The 18,075-nt window shown below is 71.8% G+C and carries 11 protein-coding genes; 2 read left to right on the top strand and 9 right to left on the bottom strand.

Features of this window, described 5'->3' with window-relative positions; all coding sequences use genetic code 11:
* Positions 1 to 736 (bottom strand): maltotransferase domain-containing protein (locus tag AB0I54_RS41870; RefSeq protein ID WP_363301610.1); only part of this gene is annotated, 736 nt, incomplete at its 3' end.
* A gap of 216 nt (positions 737 to 952) precedes the next feature.
* Complete coding sequence (locus tag AB0I54_RS41865) at positions 953 to 2,155, bottom strand: S8 family peptidase (protein ID WP_363301609.1); 1,203 nt, start codon at positions 2,153 to 2,155, stop codon at positions 953 to 955.
* A gap of 265 nt (positions 2,156 to 2,420) precedes the next feature.
* On the opposite strand from AB0I54_RS41865, the gene AB0I54_RS41860 reads away from it, so the two are divergent.
* Positions 2,421 to 5,039, top strand: coding sequence for a glycosyltransferase family 1 protein (locus AB0I54_RS41860; protein WP_363301608.1), 2,619 nt, complete (start codon positions 2,421 to 2,423; stop codon positions 5,037 to 5,039).
* Between the two features lie 431 nt (positions 5,040 to 5,470).
* Here AB0I54_RS41860 and AB0I54_RS41855 read toward each other — a convergent pair whose 3' ends face one another.
* The 3 genes from AB0I54_RS41855 to AB0I54_RS41845 form a co-directional block, all read right to left on the bottom strand.
* Positions 5,471 to 5,983 (bottom strand): DUF1990 domain-containing protein, encoded by a 513-nt coding sequence (locus AB0I54_RS41855; RefSeq protein ID WP_363301607.1) that lies wholly within the window; start codon positions 5,981 to 5,983, stop codon positions 5,471 to 5,473.
* A 71-nt stretch (positions 5,984 to 6,054) separates the two neighbouring features.
* Positions 6,055 to 7,719 (bottom strand): M4 family metallopeptidase, encoded by a 1,665-nt coding sequence (locus tag AB0I54_RS41850; RefSeq protein ID WP_363301606.1) that lies wholly within the window; start codon positions 7,717 to 7,719, stop codon positions 6,055 to 6,057.
* Between the two features lie 239 nt (positions 7,720 to 7,958).
* Positions 7,959 to 10,001 carry a M4 family metallopeptidase gene (locus AB0I54_RS41845; protein WP_363301605.1) on the bottom strand — a complete coding sequence of 681 codons (2,043 nt, stop codon included), beginning with the start codon at positions 9,999 to 10,001 and terminating at the stop codon, positions 7,959 to 7,961.
* A gap of 326 nt (positions 10,002 to 10,327) precedes the next feature.
* Here AB0I54_RS41845 and AB0I54_RS41840 point away from each other — a divergent pair, with 326 nt between their 5' ends.
* Positions 10,328 to 10,768 carry a DUF4240 domain-containing protein gene (locus AB0I54_RS41840; RefSeq protein WP_363301604.1) on the top strand — a complete coding sequence of 147 codons (441 nt, stop codon included), beginning with the start codon at positions 10,328 to 10,330 and terminating at the stop codon, positions 10,766 to 10,768.
* Between the two features lie 6 nt (positions 10,769 to 10,774).
* Here AB0I54_RS41840 and AB0I54_RS41835 read toward each other — a convergent pair whose 3' ends face one another.
* Genes AB0I54_RS41835 through AB0I54_RS41820 form a run of 4 tightly spaced genes read right to left on the bottom strand, consistent with a single transcriptional unit; the run spans position 10,775 to position 17,985 of the window.
* Entirely contained in the window at positions 10,775 to 12,538 is a 1,764-nt protein-coding gene (locus AB0I54_RS41835; RefSeq protein ID WP_363301603.1) for an ABC transporter ATP-binding protein, read from the bottom strand.
* Positions 12,535 to 14,241, bottom strand: a complete 1,707-nt coding sequence (locus AB0I54_RS41830; protein WP_363301602.1) for an ABC transporter ATP-binding protein — start codon at positions 14,239 to 14,241, stop codon at positions 12,535 to 12,537. Before AB0I54_RS41830 ends, AB0I54_RS41835 begins: the two co-directional genes overlap by 4 nt.
* A gap of 22 nt (positions 14,242 to 14,263) precedes the next feature.
* Entirely contained in the window at positions 14,264 to 16,132 is a 1,869-nt protein-coding gene (locus AB0I54_RS41825) for an ABC transporter ATP-binding protein (RefSeq protein WP_363301601.1), read from the bottom strand.
* Positions 16,129 to 17,985: an ABC transporter transmembrane domain-containing protein gene (locus AB0I54_RS41820; protein ID WP_363301599.1), complete on the bottom strand. Its 1,857-nt coding sequence runs from the start codon at positions 17,983 to 17,985 to the stop codon at positions 16,129 to 16,131. The genes AB0I54_RS41825 and AB0I54_RS41820 overlap by 4 nt, the downstream gene beginning before the upstream one ends.
* Between the last annotated feature and the right edge of the window lie 90 nt (positions 17,986 to 18,075).

Below are 18,075 nucleotides of genomic sequence, written 5' to 3'. Positions count from 1 at the left end.
GCTCCACCAGCAGCGGCATCGGCTCCGACGCGGTCACCAGCTCCCGCAGCGGATACCGCGCCAGCACCCCGTCCACCTCCGGCGCCAACGCCGCCGCAAGGCGCCAGGCGGCCGGCCGGCCCTCGTCCCGCAGGGCGTCCACCGCGGTGAGCAGGACGTCCCGTTGCCCGTCGTGCTTCGGCACCGCGGCGGCCGCCCGCTCGTACAGCCGGGCACCCTCCTCCAGCACCAGTTCGGTGTCCATCCCCGCCGGGATCTTGATCTGCGCGTGGTGGCGCCAGGTGGTGACCGGATCTCCCCACGCCTCCACCGTGTACGTCCAGCGACCGGGCTCGCCGACGGTGACGTCCGCGCCCCAGCGGTCGGTGCCCGGGGCGAGTTCACGCATCGGCGTCCACGGGCCGGGGCGGCCCTCGGGGTCCCGCACTACGACATTGGCGGCCACGGCGTCGTGTCCCTCTCGGAAGACCGTGGCCGAAACCTCGAACGTCTCTCCAGTGACCGCCTTGGCGGGCCTGGATCCGCGCTGGACGACCGGGCGGACGTCGAGGACGGGTATGCGGCCGGTCACGGTGGTCCCGCCCGCGGAGGACCGCTCCCGCGACGGGGGGCCGGAGTCGGCCGGGCGTACGGGCGGGGGCAGGGCGGCCGCTGCGCCGGCGGCCGCGCCGGCAGTGCCCTTCGAGCGGTTCCTGCTGCTTGTCGGGGGTACTGACGAGTGGTGCTTGGCGGGCATGACCGCTCCTGTCCGCGTCAACGTGGGTGTGGGCGGATGGATGTGGGGAGGTGGGTCCTGCGGGTGTGTCCGTGGTGCTTCTGCGGGGTGTACCGGAGGAGCCTTCCCACCCTATTCGGGTGAGCAATCCGGCACTTTGTTAACTACTCACGCGTATGTCTTCGCACAGGACCGGCCCCGTCCGGTGAGAACGGGGCCGGCGGCGACACTCTGCCATCACGGCGGCGGAACCTGCAGGAGTTTGTCCGGGGAGCCGAGTCCCGCCCCCGACACCTTGCCGGTCGCCGCGCGCCCCACCAGGGCCTTGGCGACCTGGGCGGGGCCGGCTCCGCGGTGTTCGGCCAGATAGAGGGCGGCCGCGCCCGCGGCGTGCGGGGCCGCCATCGACGTACCGGAGTAGGTCGCCAGCCCGGTGTCGCTCGTCCGGGACGCCGAGGTGATCGAGACACCCGGCGCGAACAGGTCCAGCGCGGCACCGAAGTTGGAGAAGGCGACCCGCGTGTCCGTCCGGTCCGTGGCGCCGACGGTGATCGCCTCCGGCACGTCCGCGGGCGAGTAGAGACCGGCCGGCAGACCGTCGTTGCCCGCCGCCACCGTGTAGGTGACGCCGGATGCGATGGAGGCGCGTACGGCGGCGTCGAGCTGGTCGTTGTGGCTGCCGCCCAGGCTGAGGTTGGCGACCGCGGGCCGGTGCGCGTGCCGGGTCACCCAGTCGATGCCGGCGATGACCCGCGCGATGGTGCCCGAGCCCGCGTCGTCCAGCACGCGTACGGCGACGACCTTGGCCTTCTTGGCGACGCCGTAGCGTGTTCCGGCGATGGTCCCGGCGACATGGGTGCCGTGCCCGTTGCCGTCCCCGGCGCTGCGGTCGCCGCCGACGAAGTCCCAGCCGTAGCTCGCGCGTCCGCCGAAGTCGCGGTGGGTGATCCGGATGCCGGTGTCGATCACGTACACCGTCACCCCGGCGCCCCCGGAGTCCGGCCAGGCGTAGCGCCTGTCGAGCGGCAGGTTCCGCTGGTCGATGCGGTCCAGGCCCCAGGACGGCGGACTCTTCTGGGTGCGGTCCAGCGCCACGCGGCCGTCCTGGGCGACCGAGGCGACCCGGGAGTCGGCCGCGAGCAGCCTGGCCTGTCTCTCATTGGCCTTGACCGCATAGCCGTTGAGGACGCTGCCGTAGGTGTGGCTTATTTCGACCCCGTACTTCGCGGCGAGGCTCTTTCCCTCGTCCGACGGGGCCTCGATCCCCTTTCTCAGGGTCACCAGATAGCTTCCGCCGACGGAGCCGGGCTCGTCGGCGCCGAGTATGTTCCCCTCCGGTGCGGCGTGCGCGGGCAGGGTGGCGGCCGAGAGCACCGCGGCCGTGACGGCCGCGGTCAGGCCTCCCGCCCGGCGCAGACGCCTGGTTCGCGTCCGTGCCATGGTCCGAGTTCCCCTCCTCAACTCCAGTGGCAGCGTCTCGTGCGCGGCGGAGCGCCACAAGGACGCCTGGGTGCGTGGAATCGGCCATATCACCGGTTCGCGCCGCTGGGTCGTTCCGGTGTTCGAGGATCAAGTTCGAGCGTGAAGTTTGACGACGAGTTTGACGGCGAAGGCCCCAGCGGGGCTCAGGGCAACACCGGTACGGTGCTGTGTGACCGGACGCACAGTGCCGTGCGTCCATCCAGCGAACGCGCCGAGGTGGCTTGTGAAGGCGATCCGCCGGTTCACCGTCCGTCCCGTGCTCCCCGAACCCCTCCGGCCGCTGAGCGATCTGGCGCGCAATCTGCGCTGGTCCTGGCATACGGAAACGCGCGAACTCTTCCAGTCCGTCGACCCCGAACGCTGGGCCGCCTCGGAGGGCGACCCGGTCCGCCTGCTGGGCAGTGTGCGCCCCGGGCGGCTCGCCGAGCTCGCCGAGGACCGCCGTTTCCTGCGCCGCCTGACCGCGGTCGCGGACGACCTGGCCGACTATGTGACCGGCGAGCGCTGGTACCAGACCCAGTCCGCCGAACTGCCCGCCGCCGTCGCCTACTTCTCCCCGGAGTTCGGCATCACGGCCGCCCTGCCCCAGTACTCCGGCGGCCTCGGCATCCTCGCCGGTGACCACCTGAAGGCCGCCAGCGACCTCGGCGTACCGCTGATCGGGGTCGGCCTCCTCTACCGGCACGGCTACTTCCGGCAGACCCTGTCCCGGGACGGCTGGCAGCAGGAGCACTACCCGGTGCTCGACCCCAACGAGCTGCCGGTGGCGCTCCTGAAGGATGCCGACGGCACCCCCGCCCAGGTCTCCCTCGCGCTGCCCGGCGGCCGGCAGCTGCACGCCCGGATCTGGCTCGCCCAGGTCGGCCGCGTGCCGCTGCTGATGCTGGACTCGGACGTCGAGGAGAACGACCTCGGCGAACGCGGCGTCACCGACCGGCTCTACGGCGGCGGCAGCGAGCACCGGCTGCTGCAGGAGATGCTGCTCGGCATAGGAGGAGTGCGGGCCGTACGGACGTACTGCCGGCTCACCGGTCACCCGGAGCCCGAGGTCTTCCACACCAACGAGGGCCACGCCGGCTTCCTCGGTCTGGAGCGCATCGCCGAACTATGCGACCAGGGACTGGACTTCGACGCGGGACTGGAAGCCGTCCGCGCCGGAACGGTGTTCACCACGCACACGCCCGTCCCGGCCGGCATCGACCGCTTCGACCGGGAGCTGGTCGCCCGCCACTTCGGCCCCGACGCCGAACTGCCGGGCATCGACGTCGAGCACATCCTGCGGCTCGGCATGGAGACCTACCCGGGCGGCGAGCCCAACCTCTTCAACATGGCCGTGATGGGCCTCAGGCTGGCCCAGCGCGCCAACGGCGTCTCCCTGCTGCACGGGAACGTCAGCCGTGAGATGTTCTCGGGACTGTGGCCGGGATTCGACCCCGACGAAGTCCCGATCACCTCCGTCACCAACGGTGTGCACGCCCCCACCTGGGTCGCCCCTGAGGTGTTCAGCCTCGGCGCACGCCAGCTCGGTGCCGAGCGCGCCGAGGACGAGCTGTCGGCCGGAGGCGCGGAGCGCTGGGACGTGGTCGCGGGCATCCCGGACCAGGAGATCTGGGAGCTGCGGCGTAATCTGCGCGAGCAGCTGGTCGTGGAGGTACGGGAGCGGCTGCGTGCCTCCTGGCGGCAACGCGGCGCGGGGACGGCCGAGTTGGGCTGGATCGACGGTGTCCTGGACCCGGACGTGCTGACCATCGGGTTCGCCCGCCGGGTTCCGTCGTACAAGCGCCTGACCCTCATGCTGCGCGACCGCGACCGGCTGATGGACCTGCTGCTGCACCCCGAACGCCCGATCCAGATCGTGGTCGCGGGCAAGGCGCACCCCGCGGACGACGGCGGCAAGCGGCTCGTCCAGGAGCTGGTCCGCTTCGCCGACGACCCGCGCGTCCGCCACCGCATCGTCTTCCTGCCGGACTACGGCATGGCGATGGCGCAGAAGCTCTACCCCGGCTGCGACATCTGGCTGAACAACCCCCTGCGTCCGCTGGAGGCCTGCGGGACGAGCGGTATGAAGGCGGCCCTGAACGGCTGCCTCAACCTCTCCGTCCTGGACGGCTGGTGGGACGAGTGGTTCCAGCCGGACTTCGGCTGGGCGATCCCGACGGCGGACGGCGCGGGCACGGACCCCGACCACCGCGACGACATCGAGGCCGCCGCCCTGTACGACCTCCTCGAAGAGCGGGTGACCCCCCGCTTCTACGAGAGCGGCCAGGCGGGCCTGCCCGACCGCTGGATCGAGATGGTCCGCCAGACGCTGACGCTGCTCGGTCCGAAGGTGTTGGCGGGCCGCATGGTCCGGGAGTACGTCGAGCGGCTCTACACCCCCGCCGCCCAGGCCAACCGGGCGCTGACCCCGGACTCGGCGGGCGAACTGGCCCGCTGGAAGTCCCGGGTGCGCGCCGCGTGGCACGGGGTGACGGTCGACCACGTGGAGACGACGGCCGCCATGGCCACGGCGGAGCTGGGCACGACGCTGGGGCTGCGGGTCCGTGTCGGCCTCGGCGAACTCGGCCCGGACGACGTCGAGGTGCAGGTGGTCTCGGGCCGCGTCGACCCGGAGGACCGCATCACCGATGCGGAGACCGTCCCGCTGAAGCCGGCGGGAGGCGCCGACCTGGAGGGCCGCTGGGTCTACGAGGGCCCGCTGTCCCTCGACCGCACGGGCCCCTACGGCTATACGGTCCGCATCCTCCCCGCTCACCAACTGCTCGCGTCCGGTGCCGAGTTGGGTCTGGTCGCGGTGCCGTCGGAGGAGGCCGTGGAGGGCGCGGGAGTGCTGATGCGCTAGTGATGTGGCTCGGCGGATCGGACACCCACCCCTTCTGGGTACCGGACCTGCACGCCTGGGTGAACGCCGGCGACCTGAAGGCGGGCCATTGGCTGCGCACGAGCTCCGGCACCCGCGTCCGAGATGATCAATCGCGCGCTGGATGGTGGGACCGGCGACGGTGTCTACTACTACGAGTTTGGACGTCGTGCTGGACGGCTCCGACGTGTTCGCCGGGATCTGCGGCAGGAGCGGCCGGCCCCTGTTGAACCGGGTGGACCCGTACGGGACGCTGATCCTCACCGCCCAGGACATGCCGAGCCCCAGGGCGCCGCGGGCACTGTTCCGCGGCGCCCGCACAGCCAGGTGGCCGACGTGGTCGAGCTGGGCGGTGAGCGGTGTCGGGCGAGGGGAAGAGCGCGGTTCGGCGCGGGGTGCCTTCGGGACGGCGGTCAGTCCTCGGTGGGCTCCGCGCACAACCTCCTGAGCACCACCCCGCACCGCCGTGCGTAAGCGTGCTGCAACCCTCGCGTCGCCGCCCCGCCCGCCTTGGCGTACCACTTCTCGGCCCGGCTGAACGCGGCCACCGTCAGCCAGACCGTGCCGTCTCCCGTGCGGTCGACCACGAAGGCCTCCTCGCCGCATTCGGGGTGGCCGGTCAGGGTGCCGTAGGCCCAGCCGGCGCGGCGGGGTTCCTCGGTCGTCCAGATGATGCGGCAGGGGGCCTTGATCAGGCCGGCAAGGGTGACCGTGACGTCCACGTCGGGGGCCGCGCGGTCGGCGGTTGCGTCGATGCCGACGCCCAGCTCGCGGTGCATCTCCCAGGTGAGGACCGCCTCGGCCGCCCGTCGGAACACCTCCTCGCCCTCGCCGATGCGCGTGCGCACGTGCAGGGGGTGGAAGCCGGGCGGGCAGACGGTGAGGTTCTCGCGGGTCGCGCCTACCGGCTCGTAGGTGAAGGACATGGGTCCCAAGCGTAGGACGGCCCCCGGGGCTGCCTTCGTCCCGGGGGCCGCTCCTGTCGGCTATGTGGTGACTAGCTGACGTTGACCGCGGACCAGGCCGCCGCGACCGCCTTGTACTCGGTGCTGCTGGAGCCGTACAGCGCGGAGGCCGCGCTCAGCGTCCCCGTGCGGGCCGACTTGTAGTTGGTCGTCGACGTGAAGTACGTCGTCAGCGCCTTGTACCAGATCTGCAGCGCCTTGGCGCGGCCGATGCCGGCGACGGTGGAGCCGTTGTAGGTCGGCGAGTTGTAGGTGACGCCGTTGATCGTCTTCGAACCGCTGCCCTCGCTCAGGAGGTAGAAGAAGTGGTTCGCGACGCCGGACGAGTAGTGGACGTCCTTGTTGCCGACCGAGGAGGACCAGTAGTCCGCCGAGCCGCCGTCCTTGCTGGGCTTGTCCATGTAGCGCAGCGGGCTGCCGTCGCCGTTGATGTCGATCTTCTCGCCGATGAGGTAGTCACCGACGTCCGAGCTGTTGTTGGCGTAGAACTCGACGCCGGTGCCGAAGATGTCCGACGTCGCCTCGTTCAGGCCGCCGGACTCGCCCGAGTAGTTCAGGCCCGCGGTGTTCGCGGTGACGCCGTGGCTCATCTCGTGGCCGGCCACGTCGAGCGAGGTCAGCGGGTGGTTGTTGGTCTCGCCGTCGCCGTAGGTCATGCAGAAGCAGTCGTCGTCCCAGAAGGCGTTGACGTACGAGCTGCCGTAGTGGACGCGCGAGTAGGCGCCGACACCGTCGTTCTTGATGCCGCTGCGGCCGAAGGTGCTCTTGTAGAAGTCCCAGGTCTCCTGCGCGCCGTAGGCGGCGTCGGCGGCCGCGGTCTGGTCGGTGGTGGAGCTGGAGGCGCTGCCGGTGCCCCAGACGTTGTCCGAGTCGGTGAACAGCGTGCCGGTGCCGGTGCTGGTGGTGTGCTTCAGGTTGTACGTCTTGTGACCGCCGCGCGTGGTGTCGTACAGCTGGTACGTCGAGCCCGACAGGTTGGTGTTGAGGCTGACGGTGCCCGAGTACAGCGTCTTGCCCGTGCCGGTGGCGTTCTCGATGCCCTGGTATTCGAAGAGCTTCTTGCCGGTGGCCGCGTCGGTGATGACGTGCAGCCGGTTCGGGGTGCCGTCGTCCTGGAGGCCGCCGACGATCGTCTCGTAGGCGAGGACGGGCTTGCCGGAGCCGGCCCAGATGACCTTGCGCGCGCCGTCGGCCGAGGTCTTGGCGGAGCCCAGGGACTTGGCGGCGGTCAGCGCCTGCTTCTCGGCCTTGGCGGCGGCGATCTGCGGCTTGAGCGACGCCACCTTGATGGCGCTCTTCGTGGCTCTGGTGACGCCCTCGGCCTTGCCCGCCTTGGACGTGTGCACGACCAGGTCGCCACCGAGCACCGGAAGGCCCGCGTAGGTGCGCTCGTAGCGGGTGTGGACGGTGCCGTCGACGTCCTTGACGACGTCCTTGACGACCAGCTTCTCCTTGGCGCCGAGGCCTATGCTCCGGGCGGTCTCGGCGGCGCCGGCCTGCGCCTGGCGGACCAGGGTGGTGCGGGCCGCGGCCGACAGCGCGGTCGGGGCGGCGGCCAGGGGCTTTGCGGAGGCGGACCCGGTCGGGGTCTGCGCAGAGGCACTGGTGGTCAGCCCGGTGGAGAGCAGGGCTCCGGCTGCGACAGCGGTGGCGATGGCCAGAGTGGTGCGCTTGTGACGCGCGTAGAGGGGGCTCACTCAAGCTCCTTCTCGTGGGGGAGTCCGGGCAGTGTGGGGTTACTGACCGGAGTGGGAAGTGCTGTTGTGCGGCGGGTGAGGGAAGAGTGACACCAGGGACGCGTACATGTCAGGACCCTCAAGTGATGTTGGCCGAAAACCGGCTGTCCGGTAAATGTTGCGGCCATGTAAAACGGGCGCCGCCCGGGGGAGTCGAACCTCCCGGACGGCGCCCTGCCGACGAGCCGGTGACATGCGGTTTACGGGAACGTCAGCTTCCAGCTGTTGATTGTTCCGACGTCCTGCGCCGCCTGGTCCTGGACCTTCAACTTCCAGGTGCCATTGGCCGATTCGGAGGAGGCGTTGACCGTGTAGGTCGCCTTCACGTTGTCCGCGGAGTCGGACGAGCTGAAGTTCTTCAGGCGGTACGCGGTGCCCGACGGGCCGACCAGGTCGATCACCAGGTCACCGCGCCAGGTGTGCGAGATGTCGACCGTCACCTGGAGGTTGTTCGGGGCGTTGCCGCTCCGGCCGGAGACGGTGATGTTCGAGGTGACCGCGGGCCCGTTGTCCGGGATCGCCACGGGTGAGGTGTTCTCGTACGACGTACCGCCGCCGCCCCCGCCACCGGACCGCGAGCCGACCGCCACGCCCGCCCAGGCGTCCTGCACCGCCTTGTACTCGGTGCTCGTGGTGCCGTACAGCTCACCCGCCGCCGCGAGGGTGCCGGTGCGGGCGTCCGCGTAGTTGGTGGTGGACGTCCACTTGGTGGTCAGCGCCCGGTACCAGATCTGCAGCGCCTTGTCCCGGCCGATGCCGGTGACCGGAAGCCCGTCCGCCGTGGGCGAGTTGTAGCTGACGCCGTTGATGACCTTGGTGCCGCTGCCCTCGCTCAGCAGGTAGAAGAAGTGGTTCGCGGGGCCCGACGAGTAGTGCACGTCGATGCCGCCGAGCCCGGAGTACCAGCTGTCCTTGGACGCGCCGTCCTTGCTGGGCTTGTCCATGTAGCGCAGCGGGGTGCCGTTGCCGTTGATGTCGATCTTCTCGCCGATGAGGTAGTCGCCGACGTCCGAGCTGTTGTTGGCGGCGAACTCCACGCCGCTGCCCATGATGTCGCTGGTGGCCTCGTTGAGGCCGCCGGACTCGCCGCTGTAGTTGAGGCGGGCGGTGTTGGCGGTGACGCCGTGGCTCATCTCGTGGCCCGCGACGTCGATCGCGGTCAGTGGCTTGCTGTTGCCGGAGCCGTCGCCGTACGTCATGCAGAAGCAGCTGTCGTCCCAGAAGGCGTTGACGTACGAGTTGCCGTAGTGGACGCGCGAGTAGGCGCCGACGCCGTCGTTCTTGATGCCGCTGCGGCCGAAGGTGTTCTTGTAGAAGTCCCAGGTGGCGGCGGCGCCGTAGTGCGCGTCCGCGCCCGCCGTGGCGGCGTTCGACGTGGTGCCGTTGCCCCAGGTGTCGTTGGACTGCGAGAACAGCGTGCCGGTGCCGGACGTGCCGTGGTTCAGGTTGTACGTCTTGTGGCCGCCGCGCGCCCCGTCGGTGAGGGTGTAGTTCGACCCGGACTGGGTGGTGGTGAGCGTGACCTGGCCGCTGTACTGCGTGTTGCCGACGCCGGTCTCGATGCCCTGGTACTCGTAGAGCTTCTTGCCGGTGGCGGCGTCGGTGATGACGTGCAGCTGGTTCGGGGTGCCGTCGTCCTGCAGTCCGCCGACGACGGTCTCGTAGGCGAGCACGGGCTTGCCGGTGGCCGCCCAGATCACCTTGCGGGAGCTGTCGGCTGCGGACCGGGTGCCGCCGAGGGCCTGGGCGCGCTTGACGGCCTGCCGCTCGGCGGCCGCCTTCGTGACGCCCGGGGTGAGACCGGCGACCTTGATGGTGGCGTTCGTGGCCTTGATGACGCGCTGGGTCGCACCCGACTTCGCGGTGTCGACGATCAGGTCGCCGCCGAGGACCGGGAGGCCGGCGTAGGTGCGCTCGTAGCGGGTGTGGAGGGTGCCGTCGGTGTCCTTGACGACGTCACGGGCGACGAGCCGCTCCTTCGACCCGAGGCCTATCGCCTTGGCGGTGTCCGCCTTGGCGGCACCGGCGTCGCGGATCAGTTCCGCGCGCTGCGAGGGGGTGAGCCGGACCGCCGAGTGGGCCGGGTTGCCCTTGGCCGACGGGGCCTGGGACGCCGGTGCGGCGCTGGCTGCGCCGGACTGGACGGCGGCGGCGATCAGTGCGGTGACGCCCGCGAGGGCGACGGCTGCGGTGCGGCGGTGCATGGTGTGGGAGGTGCGTCCGCGAGAGGAACTGCTTCTCAACACTGACTCCTTCTGCATGGCCGCGGGTCGCGCGGCCAGGGGAGATCCGGACGGTGGGTTGGGGCGTCCGGGCAGAACAGGCGTAACGCGGAACCATGTGCCTGTGCGGGGCCGGCTCGTGCAGAGCAGATGTAGCTGTGGGGTTGCTGTGAGTCGGCCGTGGGAAGAGTGACAGGGGATCAAGCCATCTGTCAGGACCGCGTCAGAAATTTGGCCGGAAATGGTCCGTTGTCCGGATGTTCATGTTCGCTATGCGGACCGTTGGCCCGGGATGCGACCGGCCGGGGGCGCGCGCCGAGTGTCAGTGCCGTCCGTCATGCTGGCGCATGCACGAGGACGCCTTCTGGCAGCTGATCGACGACTGTCGCCCCTGCGCCCCCGATCCCGACGCGGAAGAACTGGCGGCGGCCCTCACGGCCCGCCTGTCCGCCGGACCGCTCGCTGCGGTCGTCGGATTCGCCGAACAGCTGTCGTGGGCGCTGTACCGGCTGGACCGGCGGGAGTTCGGGGAGCGGCTGTCCGGGGACGCCTTCCTGTACACGCGTGCCGCTGTCGTCGCCGACGGCCGCGGCCCGTACGAGGCGGTCCTCCGGGACCCGGCCCGCTTCGGGTCGTACGCCGCCGGGCTGGTCTGGGCGGAGCCCTTGCTCTATGTGCCGGACGCGGCGTACGCACGCCTCACCGGCGAGCCGTGGGCCCGGGACACCCGCTACTCGTACGAGTCCTTCTCGAACGCCGCCGGATGGGCGGAGGCGAAGCCCTCCTGAGGCCGCTCACCGCGCGGCGTCCCCGTGCCACGTTCGCCACAGGGCCGCGTAGGCGCCCCCCGCCGCCACCAGGGCTTCGTGGGTGCCCAGTTCGGTGAGGTGGCCGTTCTCCATCACCGCCACGCGGTCGGCGTCGTGGGCGGTGTGCAGGCGGTGGGCGATGGCGATGACCGTGCGGCCCTCCAGTACGGCGGCCAGGGCGCGTTCGGTGTGCCGGGCGGTCGTCGGGTCCAGCAGGGCCGTGGCCTCGTCCAGGATCAGGGTGTGCGGGTCGGCCAGCACCACCCGGGCGAGGGCGAGTTGCTGGGCCTGTGAGCCGTCCGTGGGGCAACCACCCGTACCGAGAATGGAGTTGAGATCGTCCGGCAGGTCGCGTACCCAGTCCTCGGCGCCCACCGCCGCCAGCGCCGTCCACAACTCCTCGTCCGTGGCCGACGGTTCGGCGATCAGCAGGTTGTCGCGGACCGTGCCGAGGAAGACATGGTGCTCCTGGGTGACCAGCACCACCTGGCGGCGCAGCCGTTCCGGCTCCAGCGAGGCGATCGGCACCCCGCCCACCGTCACCGTGCCCACGCCCGGCGCGTCGACGCCCGCGAGCAGCCGGCTCAGCGTCGTCTTGCCCGCGCCGGAGGGACCCACCACGGCCAGCCGCTCCCCGGGCCGCACCATCAGATCGACCCCGCGCAGCACCTCGCCGCCGCGCTCATAGGCGTACCGCACCCCGCACACGTCGATCCGGTCGTCCGAGGGAGCCGGGGAGCCGCCGTCCTCCCGCGCCCGCGGGGCCCGCGCCAGCCCCTCCACCCGGGCGAACGAGGCCCCGCTGCTCTGGAGTTGCTCCACCCGCATCAGGATCTGGTCCAGCGGCTCGGTGAACTGCCGCAGATACAGCGCGGCCGCCACCACCGCACCCAGGCCCACCCGCCCGTGCGCGTGCAGCACCCCGCCGATCAGCAGCACCCCGGCCACCGGCACCGTGTACGACACCTCGACCGCGGGGAAGAACACGCTCCGCAGATACAGCGTGTACAGCCGGGTCCTGCGGGACGTCTCCAGCGCGTCCCGGCTCGCAGCGGTCCGCCGCTCCCCGAGCCGGAACGCCTCCACCGTACGGGCCCCGGACGCGGTCGCCGCGAGGATCTCCGCGACCTGCGAGGTGGCCGCGCCCTCGGCCAGATACCCGTCCCGGGCCCGGCGCAGATACCAGCGCAGGGCGAACCAGACCGGCGTCAGCCCGAGCACCCCGAAGAGCCCGAGCAGCGGGTCGAGCGCGAACACCGCGCCCAGCACGAACAGCGCCTGCACCGAGCAGACCAGCAGCTCGGGCCCGATGTCCCGCAGCGTGGTGCCCACCGCGCCCACGTCGGCGGTGCCGCGCGCGGTCAGATCACCGGCGCCGGCCCGCTCCACCACCGACGCCGGCAGCGCCAGCGCCCGGTCGACGAACTCCTCACGGACCCGGGCCAGGGTCCGCTCCCCGAAGCGGTGCCCCACGTACCGGGCCCAGCGGGCCAGCAGCAACTGCGCCAGCGCACACGCCAGGATCCACAGCGCCAGCCGGTCCACGGCCCCGGTCCCGTGCCCGGCCCGCACCTCGTCCACGATCCGCCCGAGCAGCCACGGCCCGGCCAGACCGGACCCGGCGGCCAGCGCGTTCAGCGCCAGTACGGCGGCGAAGGCCCCTCGGTCGGCCTTCACCAGGCGGACGGCCGCCCGGCGTACGTCGGCCCGTTCGGCGACGGGCAGTTGACCCGCGGCAGGCTGCGTCACCGTACGACCTCCTCCGTGTCCCGTGCCACCAGCGCCCGGTAGCCCGGCTCGTACTCCAGCAGCCCCCGGTGCGTGCCGCTCGCCGCGACCTTGCCGTCGACCAGGTAGTGGACGGTGTCCGCGCGGTCCAGGACCAGCGGGGAGGTGGTGGTCACCACGGTCGTACGGCCCACGCGGGCGGCGCGCAGCCGGTGGGCGACCGTGGACTCCGTGTGGGCGTCCAGCGCCGAGGTGGGTTCCACGGCGAGCAGCACCTCCGGGTCGGCCAGCAGCGCCCGCACCAGCCGCACCCGCTGCCGCTGGCCCCCGGAGAGGCTGCGGCCCTGGGCGGCCACCGCCGAGTCCAGGCCGTCCGGCAGGCCCTGCACGATGTCGTCGGCGGCCGCCGCGTGCACCGCCCGCGCGACGGCGGCGTCGTCGCGGTCCCGGTGCCCGCTCACCACCTCCCGCAACGGGCCCGCGAACAGATCGGCCTCGTTGTCGGCGACCAGGATCCGCGACCGCACCTCCACCAGCGGGACCGCGTCGAGCCGTACCTCGCCCCAGGTGGCGGCCGACGGCGTGTACCGGCCGAGGCGGTCGACCACCGCGGCGGTGTCGGCGGGGCGGGCGCCGACCAGGGCGGTGAGCCGTCCCGGCAGCACTCGCACCCCCGACTCGGGGTCGTGCAGCGCGGCCGGTTCCGTGGGCGCGGACAGCGTGCCGTCGTCCGGCTCCGGCTCCAGCCGCAGCAGCCGTACGACCCGCCGCGCGGCCACCACGCCACGGCTGAGCTGGTAGCCCATCTCCAGGAAGAACGCCACCGGCCCCACCAGCACGGCCACATAGCCGTACACCGAGACCAACTCGCCGATGGTGAGCTGCCCCTGGGCGGCCAGCCGGGCCGCCAGCCAGGTCACCACCGCGAGGAACAGCGTCGGCAGCCCGACCCCGAGCGCCTGCACCCAGCTGGCCACCGCGCCGACCCGGTAGCCCTGCGCCCGCAGCCGCTGCGAGTCCCGCCGGAAGGCGTCCGCGAACAGCCCCTTGCCGCCCAGGCCGTTGAGGACGCGAAGGCCGCCCGCGAGGTCGCCGATGCGCGCGGTCAGCACGCCCTGCCGCTCCCGGTACTCGGTCTCCTCACCCTGCAACCGCACCGTCAGCGGCCCGGCGACCAGCACGATCACCGGCACCCCGAGCAGGACCACCGCGGCCAGCGGCGCCGAGATCGACAGCAGCACCCCGGCCACCACCGCGTAGACGACCACGGCGCCCACCCCGGGCCCGACGACGGTCAGGGACTGGGCGATCGTCTGCACGTCGCCGACACCGATCGTGACGACCTCCCCGGCCCCGGCCCGGCTCGGCAGCGCGGCACCCAGCCGCACGGCCTGCCCGACGACCACCTTGACCGTGCGGAAGTTGGCGTCCATCCGCACCCTCGTCATGGTGCGGTGCCGCATGATGCTCACCCATGAGTTGACGGCCCCGACCAGGAACAGCACCAGCGTCCACCAGGCCAGCCGGCCCAAGTGCCCCGGCACCAGCCCGTCGTCGACCGCCCGGGACATCAGATAGGGCGCCGTCGCCATCAGCACCATCCAGACGCTGGCCAGCAGCGCCCCGCACAGCGACCGGCCCGGCTGCCGCAGCACCAGCCACCACAGGAAGCGCCAGCCGCCACGGCAGTCGGGTGTCCCCGGATCCTCGTACGCGTCGATCATCCTCAGCCCCCGTTTCCGCCCGCTAGGCCAGACTGTCCCGCCAGGCCCGGTGCAGATCGGCGAACCGGCCCGTGCCGGCGATCAGTTCGTCCGGCCGGCCGTCCTCGACGATCCGCCCGTGCTCCATCACCAGTACCCGGTCGGCGATCTCCACGGTCGACAGCCGGTGTGCGATCACCACGGCCGTACGGCCCCGCAGCACCGTAGACATCGCGCGCTGCACCGCCCGCTCGCCGGGGACGTCCAGCGAGCTGGTCGCCTCGTCGAGGATCAGCACCGCCGGGTCGGCGAGCAAGGCCCTTGCGAAGGCGACCAGTTGGCGCTGCCCGGCGGAGATGCGGCCGCCGCGCTTGCGTACGTCCGTGTCGTACCCGTCGGGCAGCGCGCTGATGAACTCGTGCGCGCCGATCGCCTTGGCCGCCCGCTCGATCTCCGCACGGCTCGCGTCCGGTCGCCCGATCGCGATGTTCTCGGCGACCGTCCCGGAGAACAGGAACGCCTCCTGGGTCACCATGACCACCCCGCGCCGCAGTTCGCGCACGGCCAGTTCGCGCAGGTCGACTCCGTCCAGCAGGACCCGGCCTTCGGACGGGTCGTAGAAGCGGGCGAGCAGCTTGGCCAGCGTCGACTTGCCCGCGCCGGTCGAGCCGACCACCGCGACCGTCTGCCCGGCCGGGAGCGTGAGGTCGAAGCGGGGGAGCACCTCGCCGCCGGTGCGGTAGGCGAACCGCACGCCGTCGAAGACGACCTCGCGGCCGGGGTGGTCCGCCGATGTGAGCGCCGGGAGCTCGCTGGGAGCCGAGGGTTCCGGCACGGACGGGGTCTGGGCCAGCAGCCCGGCGATCTTCTCCAGGGAGGCGGCCGCCGACTGGTACGAGTTGAGGAACATGCCCAGCCGGTCGATCGGGTCGTACAGCCGCCGCAGATACAGCACCGCGGCAGCCAGCACACCGAGCTCCAGCGAGCCGGACGCCACCCGGTGGGCGCCCCACAGCACGATCACCGCGACCGCCGTGTTGGCGACCAGCCGGGAGCCGACCACATAGCGGGCCATCTCCAACAGGGCGTCGCCGTTGGTGCGTTCGTGGCGCCGGTTCAGGACGCGGAAGCCGGCGTCGTTCGCGGCCTCCCGACGGAAGGTGCGCACCGGCCGGATGCCGTTCATCGTCTCCACGAACTTCACGATCACGGCCGCGATCGCCGTGGACCGCGCCGTGAACACCCGCCCCGCGCGCCGCTGGTACAGCCGTACGAGGAGGTAGAGCGGCACGAACGAGACCACCGCGACCGCGCCGAGACCCAGGTCGAGCCAGAGCAGCATCGCCGAGATGTAGACGAACGACAGGACGACCGTGACCAGTTCCTGGAGCCCCTCGCTGAGCAGCTCCCGCAGCGACTCGACGTCCGTGGTCGAGCGGGAGATCAGCCGGCCGCTCGTGTATCGCTCGTGGAAGTCGACGCTCAGCGCCTGGGCGTGCCGGAAGATCCGGCCGCGCAGGTCGAGCAGCACGTCCTGGTTGACGCGCGCGGAGGCCTCGATGAACGCGAACTGGAGCACGCCGGAGACCAGCGCGCACAGCCCGTAGCCGACGGCCACCGCGATCAGCGGACCGTGCTCGTGGTCCCGGAACGCCGGTACGGCGCGGTCGATGGCGTACGCCACCAGCAGCGGGCCCGCCTGGACGGCCGCCTGCTGGAGCAGCAGCAGAAGGGTGGTGACGGCGACGCGGGCCTTCATCGGGGCGAGCAGCGAGCGCAGCAGGGCGGCCGTGGCACCGGGCCGGGTGGGCAGGACGTCGCGGTCGAAGGGGTCGGTGCCGTCGGGCGGGCGGGGGAGTTCGCCTTCGTCGCCGGTCGGGGCAGTGGAGGAGGCGGAGGTGGTGGCGGTCATCGGTCGTTGTCCTCCGCTTCCTCGGTCGGCTGCCCGCCTGCTTCCTCGGTCGGTTGCCCGCCTGGTTCCCCGGCCGGCTTCCTCGTCGGTTCGCCAGACATCAGATGGGCGTATTCGGCGTTCGTGCGCAGTAGTTCGTGGTGGGTGCCGACCGCGGTGATGCGGCCTTCGGAGAGCAGGGCGACGCGGTCGGCGAGCAGTACCGTGGAGGGCCGGTGGGCCACGATGAGCGCGGTGGTGTCCGCGAGGACCTGCCGCAGCGCCGCCTCCACGGCGGCCTCGGTGTGCACGTCGAGCGCGGACAGCGGGTCGTCGAGGACCAGGAACCCGGGCCGGCCGACGACGGCCCGGGCGAGGGCCAGCCGCTGCCGCTGCCCGCCGGAAAGGCTCAGCCCCTGCTCGCCGACCTGTGTGTCCGTGCCCTGCGGCAGCCCGTGCGCGAACTCGGCCTGCGCGACGGCGAGTGCCCGCTCCAGCTCCGGCGCACCGGCGCCGTCGCCTGCCCCCATGAGCACGTTCTCCCCGACGCTCGCCGAGAACAGGGTGGGCTCCTCGAAGGCGACCGCCACCTTGGAGCGCAGTTCCTCGCGGGACATCGCGGTGATGTCCTCGCCGTCCAGCGTGATCCGCCCGGAGGTCACCTCGTGCAGCCGGGGGACGAGCGCGGTGAGCGTGGTCTTGCCGCTGCCCGTGGCCCCGACCAGGGCCATGGACTCGCCGGGGCGGATGTGGAGGTCGATACGGTCGAGGACGGGCGGGGAGCCGGGCGGGGCGTCGGGGTAGCGGAACGTGACGCCGTCGAACCGCAGACCGGTCCGTGCGGCCGCCTCTCTCCCGGTCCGCTCGGTGACGTGCCCATGCTCCGGCCGCGCGTCCATCACCTCGAAGTACCGCTCCGTCGCGGTCGCCGCCTCCTGGGTCATCGCCAGCAGGAACCCGATGGAGTCCACGGGCCAGCGCAGCGCAAGTGCCGTACTTAGAAAGGCGACCAGGGTTCCCGTCGACAGGTGCCCGTCCGCCACCCGCACCGCCCCCAGCACCAGCGCCGCGCCGATCGCCAGCTCCGGCAGCGTCACGATGACGCCCCAGATGGTCGCCAGCAGCCGGGCCTTGCGCAGTTCGGTGCCGCGCAGCGTCCACGACAGCATGCGGAACACCCGTGCCTGGCTGCGGTGCCGGCCGAACCCCTTGATGATGCGGATCCCGAGCACGCTCTCCTCGACGACCGTCGTCAGGTCGCCGACCTGGTCCTGGGCGAGCCGGGCCACCTCGGCGTACCGCCGCTCGAAGACGACGCAGGTCCACATCACGGGCACGGCGGGACCCAGGACGACCAGTCCCAGGGTCCAGTCCTGCTGCAGCATGATGACCAGGCCGACGAGAATCGTCACCCCGTTGACCAGCAGGAACGTCAGCGGAAAGGCGAGGAACATGCGCAGCAGCATGAGATCGGTCGTGGCTCGCGAGAGCAACTGCCCGGAGGCCCACCGGTCGTGGAAGGCCACCGGCAGCCGTTGCAGATGCCGGTACAGGCCCGCCCGCATCTCCGCCTCGACGTTCGACAGCGGCCGCGCGACCAGCCACCGCCGCAGCCCGAAAAGCCCCGCCTCCGCGACCCCGAGCAGCAGCAGGTACAGCGCGCCGAGCCACACCCCGCCCGGATCCCGGTCGGCCACCGGCCCGTCCACCATCCACTTCAGGACGAGCGGGATCACCAGCCCCAGACAGGAGGCCACGACCGCGACGAACGCGGCGGTGAACAGCCGCACCCGCACCGGCCGAACGTACGGCCACAGCCGCAACAGGATGCGTATGGTTGAGCGATCGCTGGTGGTTGCACGTGTCGTGGGCATCACCCGCGAGCCTACGGACCGCCACCGACAACGCCCACAGAGTTTTCGCCGGGCCCCGGCCGGATCCGGATCCGCGGGGTCTCAGTCCAG

Source organism: Streptomyces sp. NPDC050625, from assembly GCF_040654755.1.
Classification (GTDB): domain Bacteria; phylum Actinomycetota; class Actinomycetes; order Streptomycetales; family Streptomycetaceae; genus Streptomyces.
The sequence above is the reverse complement of the archived record's forward strand: the minus strand, read 5'-3'. Positions and strand labels throughout refer to the sequence as shown.

Excerpts from the sequence above, each read along its gene's own strand:
- AB0I54_RS41840 (WP_363301604.1), top strand. The coding sequence starts at position 10,328 with ATGCACGAGGACGCCTTCTGGCAGCTGATCGACGACTGTCGCCCCTGC.
- AB0I54_RS41820 (WP_363301599.1), bottom strand. The coding sequence starts at position 17,985 with ATGCCCACGACACGTGCAACCACCAGCGATCGCTCAACCATACGCATC.
- AB0I54_RS41855 (WP_363301607.1), bottom strand. The coding sequence starts at position 5,983 with ATGTCCTTCACCTACGAGCCGGTAGGCGCGACCCGCGAGAACCTCACC.
- AB0I54_RS41865 (WP_363301609.1), bottom strand. The coding sequence starts at position 2,155 with ATGGCACGGACGCGAACCAGGCGTCTGCGCCGGGCGGGAGGCCTGACC.
- AB0I54_RS41825 (WP_363301601.1), bottom strand. The coding sequence starts at position 16,132 with ATGACCGCCACCACCTCCGCCTCCTCCACTGCCCCGACCGGCGACGAA.
- AB0I54_RS41830 (WP_363301602.1), bottom strand. The coding sequence starts at position 14,241 with ATGATCGACGCGTACGAGGATCCGGGGACACCCGACTGCCGTGGCGGC.